Origin of the sequence: Paenibacillus sp. S-12 (assembly GCF_030363895.1) — a bacterium.
GTDB classification, from domain to species: domain Bacteria; phylum Bacillota; class Bacilli; order Paenibacillales; family Paenibacillaceae; genus Paenibacillus_B; species Paenibacillus_B alvei.
This window is the reverse complement of record NZ_JASIUF010000013.1, coordinates 151,650-167,540: the sequence shown is the minus strand read 5'-3', so window position 1 is coordinate 167,540 and position 15,891 is coordinate 151,650. Positions and strand designations below refer to the sequence as shown.

At 45.2% G+C, this 15,891-nt stretch carries 12 protein-coding genes; 11 read left to right on the top strand and 1 reads right to left on the bottom strand.

The features are described 5' to 3' along the window. The first annotated feature begins 8 nt into the window (after positions 1-8). The 9 genes from NO352_RS13345 to metG all read left to right on the top strand — a co-directional run bounded on the left by NO352_RS13345 (position 9) and on the right by metG (position 12,819). A complete protein-coding gene (locus tag NO352_RS13345; RefSeq protein ID WP_163977005.1) occupies positions 9-893 on the top strand; it encodes a carbohydrate ABC transporter permease in 885 nt (294 codons plus the stop codon). Positions 894-895: 2 nt separating this feature from the next. Beyond that, the gene (locus NO352_RS13340; RefSeq protein ID WP_040735919.1) at positions 896-1,723 is read left to right on the top strand and encodes a carbohydrate ABC transporter permease; all 828 of its coding nucleotides are present in this window, start codon (positions 896-898) and stop codon (positions 1,721-1,723) included. Between the two features lie 88 nt (positions 1,724-1,811). After that, positions 1,812-3,740 carry a cache domain-containing sensor histidine kinase gene (locus tag NO352_RS13335; protein ID WP_040735825.1) on the top strand — a complete coding sequence of 643 codons (1,929 nt, stop codon included), beginning with the start codon at positions 1,812-1,814 and terminating at the stop codon, positions 3,738-3,740. Then, positions 3,737-5,338, top strand: a complete 1,602-nt coding sequence (locus NO352_RS13330; RefSeq protein WP_289355870.1) for a response regulator — start codon at positions 3,737-3,739, stop codon at positions 5,336-5,338. The genes NO352_RS13335 and NO352_RS13330 overlap by 4 nt, the downstream gene beginning before the upstream one ends. A 58-nt stretch (positions 5,339-5,396) precedes the next feature. Next, positions 5,397-7,034: a beta-N-acetylhexosaminidase gene (nagZ, locus tag NO352_RS13325; protein WP_289355869.1), complete on the top strand. Its 1,638-nt coding sequence runs from the start codon at positions 5,397-5,399 to the stop codon at positions 7,032-7,034. Between the two features lie 240 nt (positions 7,035-7,274). After that, on the top strand, positions 7,275-9,407 hold the full coding sequence (locus NO352_RS13320) for a stalk domain-containing protein (RefSeq protein ID WP_289355868.1): 2,133 nt from the start codon (positions 7,275-7,277) through the stop codon (positions 9,405-9,407). A gap of 193 nt (positions 9,408-9,600) precedes the next feature. Then, a complete protein-coding gene (locus NO352_RS13315; protein WP_005546658.1) occupies positions 9,601-10,065 on the top strand; it encodes a Fur family transcriptional regulator in 465 nt (154 codons plus the stop codon). A gap of 83 nt (positions 10,066-10,148) precedes the next feature. After that, positions 10,149-10,373 carry a membrane protein insertion efficiency factor YidD gene (gene yidD, locus NO352_RS13310; protein ID WP_206703743.1) on the top strand — a complete coding sequence of 75 codons (225 nt, stop codon included), beginning with the start codon at positions 10,149-10,151 and terminating at the stop codon, positions 10,371-10,373. A 436-nt stretch (positions 10,374-10,809) separates the two neighbouring features. Then, positions 10,810-12,819 (top strand): methionine--tRNA ligase, encoded by a 2,010-nt coding sequence (metG, locus tag NO352_RS13305; protein ID WP_289355889.1) that lies wholly within the window; start codon positions 10,810-10,812, stop codon positions 12,817-12,819. Positions 12,820-12,948: 129 nt separating this feature from the next. On the opposite strand, the gene NO352_RS13300 is transcribed toward metG, so the two are convergent. Then, entirely contained in the window at positions 12,949-13,761 is an 813-nt protein-coding gene (locus NO352_RS13300; protein ID WP_005546664.1) for an undecaprenyl-diphosphate phosphatase, read from the bottom strand. 295 nt (positions 13,762-14,056) lie between these two features. Here NO352_RS13300 and NO352_RS13295 point away from each other — a divergent pair, with 295 nt between their 5' ends. Next, entirely contained in the window at positions 14,057-15,052 is a 996-nt protein-coding gene (locus tag NO352_RS13295) for a metal ABC transporter solute-binding protein, Zn/Mn family (RefSeq protein WP_289355866.1), read from the top strand. Between the two features lie 75 nt (positions 15,053-15,127). Then, positions 15,128-15,874 (top strand): metal ABC transporter ATP-binding protein, encoded by a 747-nt coding sequence (locus NO352_RS13290; protein ID WP_005546667.1) that lies wholly within the window; start codon positions 15,128-15,130, stop codon positions 15,872-15,874. The last annotated feature ends 17 nt before the right edge of the window (positions 15,875-15,891 follow it).

Here is a 15,891-nt window from a genome sequence, read left to right as displayed (position 1 = left end):
GAAATCATATGAACAAAGCATTAAAGAACCCCTTAACATATGTGTTATTTTTGCTTCCTACGCTCGTTTTGTTCATCGCATTCTTTATATACCCGGTAATCAATGCGATTTACTATAGCTTTACGAGTTGGAACGGAATATCGAAGGACGTTACATTTATTGGCTTTGACAACTATCTCAATGTGATGAGTAAGCCAGAATTTTGGGATTCGGTGAAGAACAACGGTTACTTTATTTTGTTCTCTTTGTTTATTCAGGTTCCGTTAATCATTTTCTTCTCACTGCTCATCTCCAATGTCAAGCGTTTGAAAGGATTGTACAAGACAGCTGTATTTATGCCGTCTGTTATGTCCACGGCCGTCATCGGTATTTTGTGGGGCTTCATTTACGATCCGGACACAGGACTTCTTAATAAGCTGTTAGGTCTGTTCGGCATTGATCCGCTTATGTGGCTGGCAGATAAGAAAACGGCAATGATTTCGATCTTGATTACGAACGCTTGGCAGTGGACCGGTTTCTACATTGTTATGGTGTTGGCTGCAATCTTAGCAATTCCGAAAGACCTTGACGAGGCAGCGATGATTGATGGCGCAACTGGCGTTCAACGTGCGATGCGCATCACGATTCCGCTCATTATGCCAATCATATCCGTAGTCGTCATGCTGTCGATTGCAGGCGCGATGAAGGCTGCAGATATCGTCATCGTTATGACGAAGGGCGGCCCGGCAGGGGCAACCGACGTTATGGCAACTTATATGATCAAGCACTCGATTACAAGCTTTAAATATGGTTACGGGAACAGCATCGCAGTCCTTATCTTCGTGTTCACGCTCATCGTTACTGTGCTTTATCAAGTACTCATAGCGCGTAGAACGGAAAGGATTGAATACTAATGATGAAACAGCTGAAAAAGGGCGTCCCTCATATTTTCCTTCTGCTTTATTTGGCAGTTATTCTTTTTCCATTCTTGTTCGTCCTGTTCTCGTCTGTAAAAACAGACAACGGAGCCATTGCAGCAAATCCATTCGGCTTGCCGACTGAATTCGCTTGGGACAACTATGTAAAAGCTTGGGTTAATGCAAAAATCAGCACTTATTTCGTTAATAGTTTGTATATTTCACTTGCAGCATCCGTATCTACGATTCTCATCGCATCTCTTGCATCCTTTGCGATTACACGTATGCGTTATAAGAAGATGAGTGCAGCAGTGTTCCAGTTCATTCTGCTTGGCTTGCTCATTCCAGGCAACGCATTGCTTCTTCCGATTTACGGCATTCTGAAAAATTTGAACATGCTCGACAAGCACTGGGCATTATATGTTCCGTACACAGCAGGGGCAATACCATTTACAATTATTATTTTGGCGGCATTTATGCGCAGCCTCCCGTCTGAGATCGAAGAAGCAGCCGTAATTGACGGCTTGAACGCACCGGGCATTTTCTTCAGAGTCATCTTGCCGTTGACGGTACCAGCGCTCGTGACGGTATTTATCGTCAACTTCCTTGGCAACTGGAATGAATTTTTACTCGCAAACTTCTTTATCTCAACAGACAACTTGCGCACGCTACCGGTTGGTATGGTAGGCTTCCGAGATACGTACAACACGAACTATGCGCAAATGGCAGCCGGTATTGTATACAGTGTCGTACCCGTTATGGTCATCTACGCAATCCTGCAAGAAAAAATCATTGAAGGTCTTACAGCAGGCGGGGTTAAAGGCTAATCTTCTAATTCTTTCTATGAAATGTAAGCTCTTACGTGTTACTATATTCATAGTAGATTAGAGATAGGGTAAAGGGGTAATGTGCACAATGAATTTACGATTTAAGATGTTCAGTGGATTTATTTTGCTTATCATTATCCCTTTGCTATTGCTTGGCACCATTACGTTTGTCATTACCTTTAATTTGCTAGAAAAGAAATATAGTGAGCAAGCACAATTCTCGATGCGGGCCATGAGCCACAGCATTGGCTATATATTTGATGAAATCAATAAAGTGTCCGACACTGGCATAGCGAACAATGTGTTCCAGAAGGCGTTGGCCTCATCCAACCCTTATGAACACGATATGGTCAGCTCAAGCGTCGTAAGATATGACGATAATGGCAAGCTGTATATTGTTGATGAGCAGGGCAGGCCAATTAGCAAGCAGTTGGATGACACGTTAAAAGGCACAGACTACATCCGCATGAACGAACGTCAGCAAAATTTCCGGAAGCTGCTGTTCAATCATCCTGCGATTAGCTATGCCTTTTTGTACAATTTTAGCTCTTACGCGCGGGGAGAAGGCATTATCCCGATTTTCTCCAAAGAAAATTTCAAGGAAATGCCGTTTGATGATTTCAAAAATCATCCTTTATTTAAGAGAGTAATGGAGCTTAATGGTGTTCCGTTGTGGGTGGGGCCGAATGAATATCCGGAACTTACTGGCTCAGAGCAGGTCTTTACGCAAATTCGGGTTGTAAAGGATTTATCAACATTGAAGCCGCTTGGCATTTCGATTATCCAGATTAAAAACTGGGATCTAGACACCTTTTTCAATAAATTTTACACGGCTGATCAGATGGAAAATACGAAATTTTTTATCGTTAGTCAGGATGGTCGCATTCTATATGACAACTCGAAGCAGCTAACAGGCCAAATGATCGCCGATTATGCTTCTAAGCCAGTGAAGTTCGAGAATACCTATGTAAGCTACAAGGATAAATTCGGGGAACGTGAAAGTGTAATTACGTACCATCCGATGAGCGATTATGGCTGGTATTTAATATCTGTACGCGATTGGAGCTCTCTCTCGAAAGAGATGGTCGTATTTCTGAAATGGGTCTCGACAATTTTACTCATTTGTATTTTAGGTGCTCTATTGTTCAACCTGCTATTTACGAATCGCATCACACGCAATATTACACGAATTGTTCGCTTTATGCGGAGAGTGGAGGATGGGGATTTGAACGCTCGCGTCGTTGAGGAGGGGCGGGATGAGCTGCGAATGCTCTCTCATGGATTCAATAGTCTTATTGAACGAGTATCCGGTCTTATTGACCAAGTGAAAAATGAGCAGCAGCAAAAAAATAAAGCGGAAATGCGTGTGCTGGAAGCGCAGATTAAGCCGCACTTTTTATTTAATACCCTTGAATCAATAAATGTGCTGGCTATCCAGAACGAAGGCCGAAAGGTAAGCCAAATGGTATATCGTCTAGGCAATATTCTTCGGATCAGCATTCAGGATAAAGAGGAAATCACGATACGGGAAGAGCTTGAATATTTGAAGAGCTATTTGGAGATTCAAAAGTTCAGGTTCGAGGAGCTGTTCAACTTCGAAATCGATGTTCCCGAGAACATTATGCATTGCAAAGTGATGAAGCTTACCTTGCAGCCGCTCGTGGAAAACTCGATACAGCATGGATTCGATGGCATCGAGCATACAGGCTGGATTCGCATTACTGCTTACGAGGATCAGGAGCGGATTCTGATCCGGGTAGAGGATAATGGTCTCGGCATGTCGAATGAACAATTAAGGAAGTTCCAGTATATGCTGTCCGACGAGCAGAAATCAGTTCTGCCGCAGGAAGTCGAGTCGTACAATACGGAACGTAGAGGACTTGGGGTTCGCAGTGTAGCGGATCGATTGCGCATTCGATATGGCCCAGGCTATGGATTGTTCATCTGTTCAGCCTCGCAAATGGGAACGATGATTCAGTGTGTGATACCGAAATACGAACAGGGTGATACGTTATGAGTGTAAAAGCGCTGCTCATTGATGATGAAGTTCCGATTTTAAACAACTTGAAGCTGGTTATTCCTTGGGATGAAATGAATGTTGAACTGGTGGGTACAGCACGCAATGGGGTGGAAGGACTGGAAATGGTTCAGTTGCACGAGCCTGACATCATTTTATGCGATATTCGTATGCCTGTTATGGACGGTATGGACTTTCTGCGAGGAATTCGAAAAATGGGTTGTGAAGCCGAGGTAATGATGCTGACCGGCTATCAGGAATTCGAGTATGCGCGCATTGCAATGCAGCACGGTGTTCGGGATTACGTATTAAAGCCGATTAACTACGATGAGCTTGAGCTAACAGTAAAGAAGCTTGCCGATCTGGTGCGCGCAAGACAACTGGAGAAGAAGCTAACAGAACGGCGTTGGGGCCGTATGATCAGTCTTGCGTACGAAAAGATGATGTTCGATGTTCTTATGGGATTTTCCAATGGAGCACTCGCGGCCTTCATGGTCGATGAGGAGCAGCCGATTGAGAAGCTGGCTTACTCTCTGCTGCTTGTTGACTTGGATGGCTATGCACAGCGCAGTGCCTCATGGAGTGACAACGAGCGCAAGCTGTGGAACTTTGCAGTTTGCAACGTGCTTCAGGATGCGATTGTTGATGATTGGAATAAGTATGCGGTATTGCAAATGCGTGAAGGGGAGTGGTGCGTGCTTCTCCAATGCTATCGTGACCAGTATGAAGTGACATCGGTAGATATGGAGCGTTGGGCTCAGGAAATTCAGCAGGCTGTCCACAGCCATGTGAAGTTGACCGTAAGCCTTGCTTGGGATAACGGGCCAATACCGCTGATGAGCTTGGCACATACGTATAAGCGCTTGCAGCGCACTCTTATTTTGCATACCGCTGATGAGCAGCTCGTATCTGTTGATGAAGGCTCAGTAGCAAGGCAGGCGGCCTCCGTGTCGCAGTGGCAATTGGTTGAGGATATTGTTGCGGGTATGAAGCAGAATGACCGATCCAAGGTAGACGACGGAATGCATGCGCTTCAGTCCAGCCTCATGTATATGTCCGAACAGTCTATCGTTCGAGCGGAGACGTTCCTGCACTATGTGATTATCCATTTGATTCGTGAGATGAGGGAATGGGAACTGGTCACACCACAGGAAGAAGAAGCGATGTGGAACAAGCTTGAGCATATGATGAGTGTCAAGGACTTAATGTGTGCAATCATGGAGCTTGTTGATCATACGAAGGAACACGCGATGAACAAAAAGTCGAGCGAGTTGCTTATGATATCAGCCAAGGACTACATTCACCGCAATTTGGGATCGGATATCGGCGTTGAGGAGATGGCTGATTATTTGGGAATCAGCTGCAGTTATTTCAGTTTGTTGTTTAAAAATCATTTCGAAGAAACGTTTGTTGAATATGTGACGCGTCAGCGGATGGAGCTGGCGATGTCCCTGCTACGCACGACAGACAAGAGCATTACGCAAATTGGTGCGCTTGTTGGATATTCAGAACGGAGGTACTTCTCCAAGGTATTCCAGAAGTATACAGGAAAAAAGCCTACTGAGTATCGTGAAGAAGCCGTTCAGACGGGAAAATGATAACGCTTAAATGAATCACATCAGAGTTTCACTATACGAAAAGGATGGGATGAGTAAGATGAGTAAACTTCAACTGACGCTTGAGCAAAAGATCGGCCAAATGGTGATGTGCGGCTTTGCAACGACCGAGGTAAATGACAATATTCGCTCCTTGATTAAGGAGTATCATGTTGGAGGTATTATTTACTTCCGCCGCAATGTTGAGAGCAAAGAACAGGTCAGTGCATTGTCTCATCAACTGCAGGAGATTTCACGGGAGCAGACGAATATACCGCTGTTTATCAGTATTGACCAAGAAGGCGGTATGGTTGCCCGCATTGACTGGGATGATATTACGCTTATTCCGGGCAATATGACAATTGGCGCGACTCGCAGTGCTGAGCACGCTTATCAAGCTGCGCATATTTGCGGGGAGGAATTGTTGCGGCTTGGCATTAATATGAACTTTGCTCCAAGTCTTGATGTGAACAACAATCCTGAGAATCCAGTGATTGGCGTTCGTTCGTACAGTGAGCGTCCTGATCTGGTTGCCGAGCTTGGAACTGCACAAATTCGTGGACTTCAGGAGGCAAATGTAGCGGCAACAGCCAAACATTTCCCGGGACATGGGGATACGGCTGTCGATTCACATCACGGGCTTGCCGCTGTACCGCATGATGAAGAACGCCTTGTTGCTGTAGAGCTTGCACCGTTTGTCCAAGCGATTCGAGAAGGCGTAGATTGCATTATGACCGCTCATGTAATTTTCCCGGCATTTGAGCCGAATGCGATTCCAGCAACCCTGTCATATAATGTATTGACGAAGCTGCTTCGTCAGCGGTTAGGCTATCATGGCTTGATCGTAACGGATTGCTTGGAAATGCATGCGATATCGAAGGAAGTCGGTGTGGCGGAAGGTGCGGTTCGTGCAGTGGAAGCGGGTGCAGATATATTGCTTGTCAGCCATACGTACGAAGAGCAAGTAGCATCCATTCAAGCATTATGCGAAGCTGTACGTTCGGGGCGTATTGCCGAATCTCGGATCGACGAATCAATTGATCGCATTATCACATTGAAGAATAAGCGTCATATGGGAGAAAATAGCGAAGTCGCTGCTGATTTCTTCGCTTACCTTGGAACACCTGAATCCAAGGCGTCGGTCGATCAGATGTTCGAAGACAGTACAACGCTTGTAAAGGATGATGCGGGAGCATTGCCTCTAGATCGTAGTGCAAAAACACTTGTCATTTGGCCTCAGGTACGTACGCGCTCCGAGGTAGATGATCTTATTGTACAGGAGTACACACTGGCCTCTGCACTAGAACCGCATATGCAACATGTGGAGATACTGCGTATCAATAATGATCCAGAGCCTTTTGAGGTAAATGAAATTCTGGCGAATACGGAAGGATATAGTCAAATTGTTGTTTTGACTTACAATCCAGTGTCGAAGTTGCATCAAGGACAGGTGGATGTTGTAAACGCTTTACTGGCACGCAGCAGCATACGTGTTGTGGTTGCATCGACTCGTAATCCATATGACCTGAATCAATTCCCGGATGCACCTACGTATTTGTGCTGCTATGAAAATCGACCTGCCGCAATGAAGGCATTGGGAAATGTGCTTCTAGGCATAACAGAGCCAAAGGGCAAGCTGCCAGTTACGATCTCTGAACAATATTCATTTGGACATAGCGCTTCTTTTTGTAACAAGTAAATAGAACCCATCTCAGAACCTGTACCGAAGGTGCAGGTCTTTTATTTTTTTCGGACAAATGGATTGAAAAATGGTGTTTGCTAGAATGATGACTAAAAATTTACTTACATTAATTATTCCTGAAAAAAAGAATGCCAAAATAGAAACTTTTCGTAAAGTCGTGCGTCTATAACTATGTTCAATCATACAGAATGCGTTAACATTTCGAATAAAAGATGGATGAGGAGTAGGACGTTTACTATGAAATCTTGGAAAAAGCTTTTCGTTGCCTGTGTAGCCGCAGTGCAATTGTTCACAGTAATTCCTGTCTTTGCAGCAGAGGGAACGACAGGAACTGAGGTAAGTGGTGCAGTCGATGCCAATACATCTACGAGCACAACAGAAGATAATAGTAAGCAACAAGATGAGAATCAAGACGTTCAGCAAGATAAGCAGTTAAACAGCCAAGATAAACAACAAGTATCCCAAGCACGTGTTCAGCCTGTACTGCCTGGGGAGTATGACAAGAATGTCGTAGTCCTGATAGCTGACAGCAATAAAATTTATCAAGACGGAAATGAATACACGTCTCCACAGCCAATTACCATCAAGAAAGGTGTATCCTATATCGCGATTCGTTCGTTGATTGATCGTTTTGGATTCAAATTGGATTTTGACAACAAAACGAAGGAAACGATCATCAAAAACGGTGATAAAGAGCTGCGCTACAAAATGGGCAGTGCAGATTATCGTGTAAATGGCGTACCAACAAAAATGAAGGGCGCTTCCTATATTCAAAAAGATGTGTTCATGGTTCCTGTAACTTCAGCGATGGATGCAATGGGAATTCCTTATAAGTGGGAGCAAGCAAGCAAGCGTATCATCATTCAGCTTAGTGCGCAGCCTGTTGCGAAGTTCAAAGTCAACGAAACGGATATCATTGCAGGTGAAACCCGCGTAACGATAACGGATCAATCGACACATCCGCTCGGCCGTCAAATTGTTGAAACGGACTGGGAGGGATTGCAAGAAATCTACGACCAGCCAGGTACGTATACCATTACATTGCGCGTACGTGATGAGGATGGAGAGTGGAGTGATCCGTATTCCCAAACAATCAATGTCCAGAAGCCGCATACGCCGCCGGTAGCAAGCTTCCGTACAGATAAGACAACATATAAAATGGGTGAGCCTATCAATTATGATGATTTGAGTACGGATGAAGAAGATACGAACTTGAAGCGCGAGTGGACGAACAAACAACCGGCATTCTTCGAGCCTGGCGAGAAGACGATTACGCTGAAAGTGACGAACAAATATGGTCTAACGGCTGAAGTTAGCCAAACGATTAACATAACGGATGAAGTATTGTACTCGTTCGATGATTTTAACAGATTATTTACCCCGGCTGGAGACATCTATCCGATAGATGGGACTTCGGTTCTGAGCATGCAAGTGATAAAGCCGAAAATTTCGACAGAAAGACGCACGCTGTATCGCTCGAACAGCCCAGAAAATGTAAAAGCAGACGGGATTCTATATCAAGATAGAGTTGCGGGGGGAGCACGAGTATTCGCCCACCATATTAATAACTCTAAATCTAATAAAAATATGAGATTTTATATTTTGGCTCAAAATATCTCAGATCACACTTCTACCTTGACCGTACAGCATATGGGTATCGCCGGGCCGAGCACTAGCCCGCAGCAGACGGGTAAGATGGGAACTGTTCGTTACTTCGAATCCTTCGCAGAAGAAAAGACGACTGAAACGACTTTGAAACCGAACGAAATGAAGATTATTGTTCCTGAATTGAACCAAATCTCATTCAAGCCGGGGCAAGTATTTACCCTTTACGCTGATGTCTATGCGGACAGCATGGTTGAATATACAGTCGTTGGTATCGATGCAGATAAAGATGTGTTCAAAGCATTGCCGACTTTGCCGTTCCTGGATAAGGACGAACATATCCGTGGCACATATGATAATGCAGATATAACTTTAACTGTGGATGAAACGGTTGGCGAACAAGTTAGTCGCCTTATACTTGCTGATGCTGAACAAGATATAGCGGGTAGTGACATGATTACGCTGGAAGATCAACGCAATAAAGGAAATTATGGCGTGCTGTACCGAATCCGTATGAATAAGGTAGCGCCTCATACTCTTATCTCCTTCAATTCACGTGGAGGATCGTATTCAGGAGGCATGTTTGTTAATGGTAAAACCGTACAAACGCCAACGAACGGTTCATTAAAAGGCGCAAATGAAGCAAGTGTCTTATATCGCACTGGCGATTATGAGGAATCAGTCGAATTACTGTTCTCTTCAGCGGCAGGAAGCAATTTGCCAGTTAATTTGGTATTCACACCGCTTCCTAAACCGAAATCCTAATTCGCATTTATCATGCAATAATGACAATATTCATTTAAATTCGTACACCTATTTGCATATCCGATTTTAAGCGGACTGTCCTGACTTCCATTGGAGCGGGGCAGTCCTTTTTCTATACTTCACGTTTGACTTTACAGCATGGAATAGCGCATTATAATAGAGACGGGTTCCACATCATAGAGGAGGGACTTCGATGCTAAAGACAGAGCAAATCATAGAGAAAATGGCTGATTCAGGAATGAGAATTACGGATCAGCGTCGAACCTTGGCGAAACTGTTCGCTGACACAGATGGATATTTAACACCAAAAGATGTATACGAATTTATGGGGAAGCGTTATACTGGCTTAAGCTTTGATACGGTATACCGCAACTTGCGAATTATGTTCGATCTGGGAATATTGGAACAGGTCGTGTTCGAGGATGGAGTCAAGTTCCGGGTAACTTGTGCGGATGGGCATCATCATCATCATATGATCTGTTTGCAGTGTGAGAAGACTTATCCGATTCATTTCTGTCCAATGTCACAAACAGATGTCCCTGAAAAATTTCAGGTCGTTCAGCATAAATTCGAAGTGTTCGGATATTGTGCTGCTTGCACCGACAAGGACACTCATACATCATTGCCTGCTCCGAATACGAGTGGGAATGCTCTATGAAGGTAGATGGAAATAAGTCATGCTGTTCCAAAGATGAAGATGGACATCATAATCATGAGTCTGCTCCTCGCAGTAGACGCAGCTTGGGAACAAGAATCGCCCAGGCTCCGGTCAGGGCGTATCGCAAATGGATATCTCCATTGAAGCCGCCCACTTGCCGCTTCTATCCAACCTGTTCTACATACGCGATGGAAGCACTGGAGGTTCATGGGCCATGGAAGGGGAGTTGGCTAACCGTAAAGCGAATAGTCAAATGTCATCCTTTCCATCCCGGAGGAGTAGATAAGGTTCCGCCGAAGCGTCCTTGACAGAGGGACAGTTCGTGATTTATATTGAAGATTAGTTGTAGGATGCACATAATTGGAAATCAATATCTCCGAGGAACGGATAAGTAAGCTGAGAAATCCATTACAGAGAGCCGGTATTGCTGGAAGCCGGTATGGAAGCTCTTCTGAACATGGTCCGGGAGGAACCGATAGTGAGCGAGCAAGCTGTCCTAAGCGGCTATTGCCGCAAGCTGTCGGCGCATCATTCCCGTTAACGAATGCTTGGCCGGACTGCATTCCGGTCACAATGAAGCCGTCTGATGTTCCATACGCAGGCGGGAATATTGGGTGGTACCACGTGAGATATAGCTCTCGTCCCAAGCTGGGCGAGGGCTTTTTCTGTTTTTTAGAAGTGCATAAAGGACAACATCGGATATGCTTCCACGAAGAAGCTTATGCTGAGGAGGATGAACGAACAATGAGTCAAAAACGAAACACTTTTTACCTAACAACACCTATTTATTATCCAAGTGACAAGCTGCATATCGGCCATGCGTATACAACGGTAGCAGGGGACGCAATGGCTCGCTATAAGCGCTTGCGCGGCTACGATGTCCGCTATTTGACGGGTACAGACGAGCACGGGCAGAAGATTGAACGCAAAGCACAAGATGCAGGGGTTACCCCACAGCAGTTTGTAGATAATATTGTCAGTGGGATCAAGGAACTGTGGAATAAGCTCGATATTTCGTATGACGATTTTATCCGTACGACAGAAGAACGCCATAAGAAGGTCGTTCAAGAGATTTTTGACCGCTTGGTTCAGCAAGGAGACATTTACAAGGGGGCTTATGAAGGCTGGTATTGTACACCGTGTGAATCGTTCTTCACTGAGCGTCAGCTCGATAACGGCAACTGCCCGGATTGCGGCCGTCCCGTGGAGCTGGTTAAGGAAGAGAGCTATTTCTTCCGGATGAGCAAATATGCGGATCGACTGCTCGAATTCTATGAAGCGAATCCAGAGTTCATTCAGCCGGAGTCCCGCAAAAACGAAATGATTAACAACTTCATTAAGCCGGGCTTGGAAGACCTTGCTGTTTCCCGTACGTCTTTTGACTGGGGCGTTAAAGTTAAGGGAGATCCGAAGCATGTCGTTTATGTATGGATCGATGCGCTTTCCAACTATATTTCGGCACTCGGCTACGGTTCGGACAATGACGAGTTGTATCAGAAGTATTGGCCGGCCGATGTTCATTTGGTTGGAAAAGAGATCATTCGCTTCCATACCATTTACTGGCCAATTATGCTGATGGCGCTTGATCTTCCGCTTCCGAAGAAAGTTTTTGGGCATGGATGGCTGTTAATGAAGGACGGCAAAATGTCCAAGTCCAAAGGCAACGTTGTCGACCCGGTTATGCTGATCGATCGTTATGGTTTGGACGCGCTGCGTTACTACTTGCTTCGTGAGGTGCCGTTCGGTTCTGATGGAACATTTACGCCAGAAGGATTTGTTGAGCGTATTAACTTCGATTTAGCTAACGATTTGGGGAACTTACTTAACCGTACCGTTGCCATGATTCAAAAGTACTTTGACGGTGAAATTCCTGCCTATGCGGGTCAAGTGACTGCCTTCGACGGCGAGATTGCGGCCTTTGCTGCACAGACCGTTGATAAGGTGGAAGCAGCTATGGAGGATATGGAATTCTCCGTGGCGTTGACTGCCATTTGGCAGTTCATTAGCCGCACAAACAAATATATTGATGAGACACAACCATGGGCGCTTGCGAAGGATGAGTCGAAGCGTAGTGAGCTGGCTTCGGTAATGTCGCATTTGGCCGAAAGCCTTCGCATCTCCTCCATTTTGCTGCAGCCATTCTTGACACAAGCTCCAACGAAAATATGGGGTCAGCTCGGTTTGGAGGCCGGTGCAATTACGGCTTGGGAATCTGTCCGCACATTTGGAGCAATCCCGAGTGGTACGAAAGTTGTGAAGGGCGATCCAATCTTCCCTCGTCTAGAAGTGGCAGAAGAGGTACAAATCATTGCGGAAGCGATGAATGGCGGCAAGAAGGCAGAGCCAGCAGTTGAAGAATCAGCTGAGGCAAAGGCAGACAACAATGAAGGCACAGGAGAGACTGTGTCAGCTAAGCCTGATGATGTGAAGGAAGAAATTTCAATTGATGATTTTGCCAAGGTAGAGCTGCGTGTTGCTCAGGTTACGCATTGTGAGCCTGTACCTAAGGCAGATAAGCTTCTGCGCTTGGAATTGGATATGGGGTATGAACAGCGTCAGGTTGTATCTGGAATCGCACAATATTATAAACCGGAAGAGCTGATCGGACGCAAAGTAATCTGTGTAGCGAACTTGAAGCCTGTGAAGCTGCGTGGTGTTATGTCCCAAGGCATGATTTTGGCTGCTTCGAAGGATGGTCAATTAACGCTTGCTACCGTACCAGACAGCATGCCGAACGGTGCGATTGTAAAGTAACGATCATCACAAGTTGATCATGATTATACCGAAATACAATTACAATGGCGGGAACGTGAAGGCCCGCTAATCATATATGAAAAAGGCCGGGATCGAATGATCCCGGCCTTTTCTTTTGTCGAACAATTTTTAATTAACAAAGAATAGGACGAACAGCCCTGCAAGTACACAATAAAGTGAGAACCATTTCAGGTTGCCGCGAGCCATAATGCCCATGAACCATTTTAAGGCAAAGTAAGAAGCGACAAAGGAACATAGGAAGGCGAGCAAATAAGGAATCATCATTTGTCCAAGTGTCGGATCCTTAATCATATCTTTGCCTTCGAGAATCATGCTTCCAACGCTAACCGGAATGTACAGGAAGAAGGAGAAGCGCAGCGCTGTTTCCTGTTTCCAGCCAAGAGCCATTGCAGCAACGATGGTCGAGCCGGAACGGCTAATGCCTGGGATGAGAGCTACGGCTTGCGCCAAACCTACGATGAACGTTTCGCCGAAGGATAAATCCTTATCCCCTTTACGACCGCGCAAGTTGCGAATTAACCACAAAGCAAGTGCGGTTACGAGCAATGTAACACCGATAACTTTAACGCCCTTGAATACATCAGCTATCGTATCTTTAAACACGACCCCGATAATCCCTGCTGGGATCGTAGCGAGTATCAAATAAATAACGAACATGAAGTCATCTTTGGCATCCTGAGCGCGTGTGAACAGGAAGCGGAACGTATTCACGGCCAATCGTACGATATCTTTGCGATAAATGAGCAAAATAGCTAGCAAGGAGGCAAAATTGACAAGCACCTCAAAACCGAGTCCTTCGATATGTAATCCGAATAGTCGCTCAACGATAACCAAATGACCGCTCGACGATACTGGTATTGGCTCAGTGAAACCCTGTACCAATCCGAGTACGGCATATTTCAGCCATTCTATCCAATCCAAATCATTCACTCCTTAATTCATCTTTTAAAATTTGTAATGGTGTCAGATAAAAAGGAACAGACACTCTATCATATTAGTATCGTCTATCAATGATGTCAAAGAGTAACATGAAAGAGAGTACCTTACAATGTTGTAACCTCTATTTTAATATGGGATGAAGAAGAGTAATGTTGTTTATTTGAAAAGTAAGGATTGACAAGGGACAGAAGCCTTTTTATAATCTTAATAGTAATCATTACGAATTACAGAAAATCAACATGCGTACGATACATACTTACGCAGAAGGAGTTATTTGATGAAGCTAATGAGCAAATATAAAAAACTGCGCCATTCCTTACTAGCTTTGTGCGGCCTCGCCTTGATTTTGGCAGGCTGTACGCAAGGAACGCAGTCTAGTATTGTTGAAGGGAAACTGAATGTCGTTACAAGCTTTTATCCCATTGCTTTCCTTACTGAACAGATTGGCGGCGAGCATGTAAATATGATTAATTTGATTCCAACTGGAATTGAGCCGCACGATTGGACACCAAAGAGCCGCGACTTGCATAATGCTTCAAATGCACAACTGCTGCTGGTGAATGGTGCAGGTTTTGAAACTTGGCTGGACGACTTCACGAAGGGCTTGGATTCCTCTTCCCAAGTGAAGATACTCGAAGTAAGTAAAGGAATTCCGCTTATTGAAGCAGATGGAAGCGAGCATGATCATCATGAAGGTGAGGGTGAAGCGTCCGAGAACGAGCATGGGCATGAGCACGGTCACGACCATGGAAGCACTGATCCCCATACTTGGGTTAGTCCTAAGTCTGCGCTAACGATGGCAAGCAATGTTAAGGATGCACTTATTCAGACTGATGGAGCACATAAGAGCGAGTATGAAGCAAATTATGAGAAGTTAAGAACGAAAATTGAATTGATTGATAAATCATATTCGGATAAGCTAAGCTCTTTGAAGCAGCGCGAAATCGTTGTATCTCATCATGCGTTTGGCTACTTGTGCCGCGATTATGGATTGACTCAGCATGCGATAATGGGCATCACTCCAGATGCTGAGCCGAGAGCGCAGGATTTGGTGAAGCTATCGAAGTTAGTGAAGGAAAAGGGCTTGAAGTACGTATTCTTTGAGGAGCTTGTGTCGGATCAATTAGCGAATACATTGGCTGGTGAAGCGGGTGTGAGCACATTAGTATTGAACCCTCTTGAGGGGCTGACAAAACAGCAAGCTGAACAAGGTGATAATTACTTGACGCTAATGGAACGCAACTTGCAAAATCTCCTTGTCGCGCTACAATAAATGGAGTAATGGATCACAGTCCGCTAAGGACAATTGCACGCAAGAATGGAACGTGCAAGGAAGAGAGAGGGCACAATGATGAATGTGACGGACACCTGCCACAATCAGGTGATATCAATAGAGAATGTTGGCTTCAACTATGAAGGACAATCGGTTCTACGTGATGTCAACTTCACAGTATACGAACGGGATTTTGTAGGCGTCATCGGTACGAATGGCGCCGGCAAAACGACGCTGTTACGACTTATGGTGGGTCTGCTCAAGCCGACATCAGGGCAGATTAATCTATTCGGTACGCCGATCAATCGGTTCAAAGAATGGGATCGGATTGGCTATGTACCGCAGAAGAACTCCTTTAACCCTCTATTTCCAGCTACTGTGATGGAGGTCGTGCAATCCGGCATGTACAATCGCCGGCGTATGTTTCGGCGGCTGAAGCAGGAGGAAATCAATCAATGCCGCGATGCGATGCGTGTGATGAGGGTAGAGGATTTGGCGGATAAGCGAATCGGTCAGCTATCAGGTGGACAGCAGCAGCGGGTATTTTTAGCGCGAGCAATGGTGAACAAACCGGAGCTGCTTATTCTGGATGAGCCAACCGTAGGCATCGATACGGAAACGCAAAAGGACTTTTTCAATCTGCTGCAGCATTTGCATGAGCATCATCATATGACATTTGTTATGGTGTCTCACGATATGGATCTTGTAAATTCATGGCTCGGCTGCGATCCGAAGGGAACATGCGGCAAGCTGAACTTTTACGTGAAGCATTCGCACAATGTGCAATGCTCGGAACCGGATTTGGCACATGGCGTGCTTTAACGGAAACAGTGCCGTGC

Excerpts from the sequence above, each read along its gene's own strand:
- nagZ (WP_289355869.1), top strand. The coding sequence starts at position 5,397 with ATGAGTAAACTTCAACTGACGCTTGAGCAAAAGATCGGCCAAATGGTG.
- NO352_RS13340 (WP_040735919.1), top strand. The coding sequence starts at position 896 with ATGAAACAGCTGAAAAAGGGCGTCCCTCATATTTTCCTTCTGCTTTAT.
- NO352_RS13345 (WP_163977005.1), top strand. The coding sequence starts at position 9 with ATGAACAAAGCATTAAAGAACCCCTTAACATATGTGTTATTTTTGCTT.
- NO352_RS13315 (WP_005546658.1), top strand. The coding sequence starts at position 9,601 with ATGCTAAAGACAGAGCAAATCATAGAGAAAATGGCTGATTCAGGAATG.
- NO352_RS13290 (WP_005546667.1), top strand. The coding sequence starts at position 15,128 with ATGATGAATGTGACGGACACCTGCCACAATCAGGTGATATCAATAGAG.
- NO352_RS13330 (WP_289355870.1), top strand. The coding sequence starts at position 3,737 with ATGAGTGTAAAAGCGCTGCTCATTGATGATGAAGTTCCGATTTTAAAC.
- NO352_RS13320 (WP_289355868.1), top strand. The coding sequence starts at position 7,275 with ATGAAATCTTGGAAAAAGCTTTTCGTTGCCTGTGTAGCCGCAGTGCAA.
- NO352_RS13335 (WP_040735825.1), top strand. The coding sequence starts at position 1,812 with ATGAATTTACGATTTAAGATGTTCAGTGGATTTATTTTGCTTATCATT.
- NO352_RS13295 (WP_289355866.1), top strand. The coding sequence starts at position 14,057 with ATGAAGCTAATGAGCAAATATAAAAAACTGCGCCATTCCTTACTAGCT.
- metG (WP_289355889.1), top strand. The coding sequence starts at position 10,810 with ATGAGTCAAAAACGAAACACTTTTTACCTAACAACACCTATTTATTAT.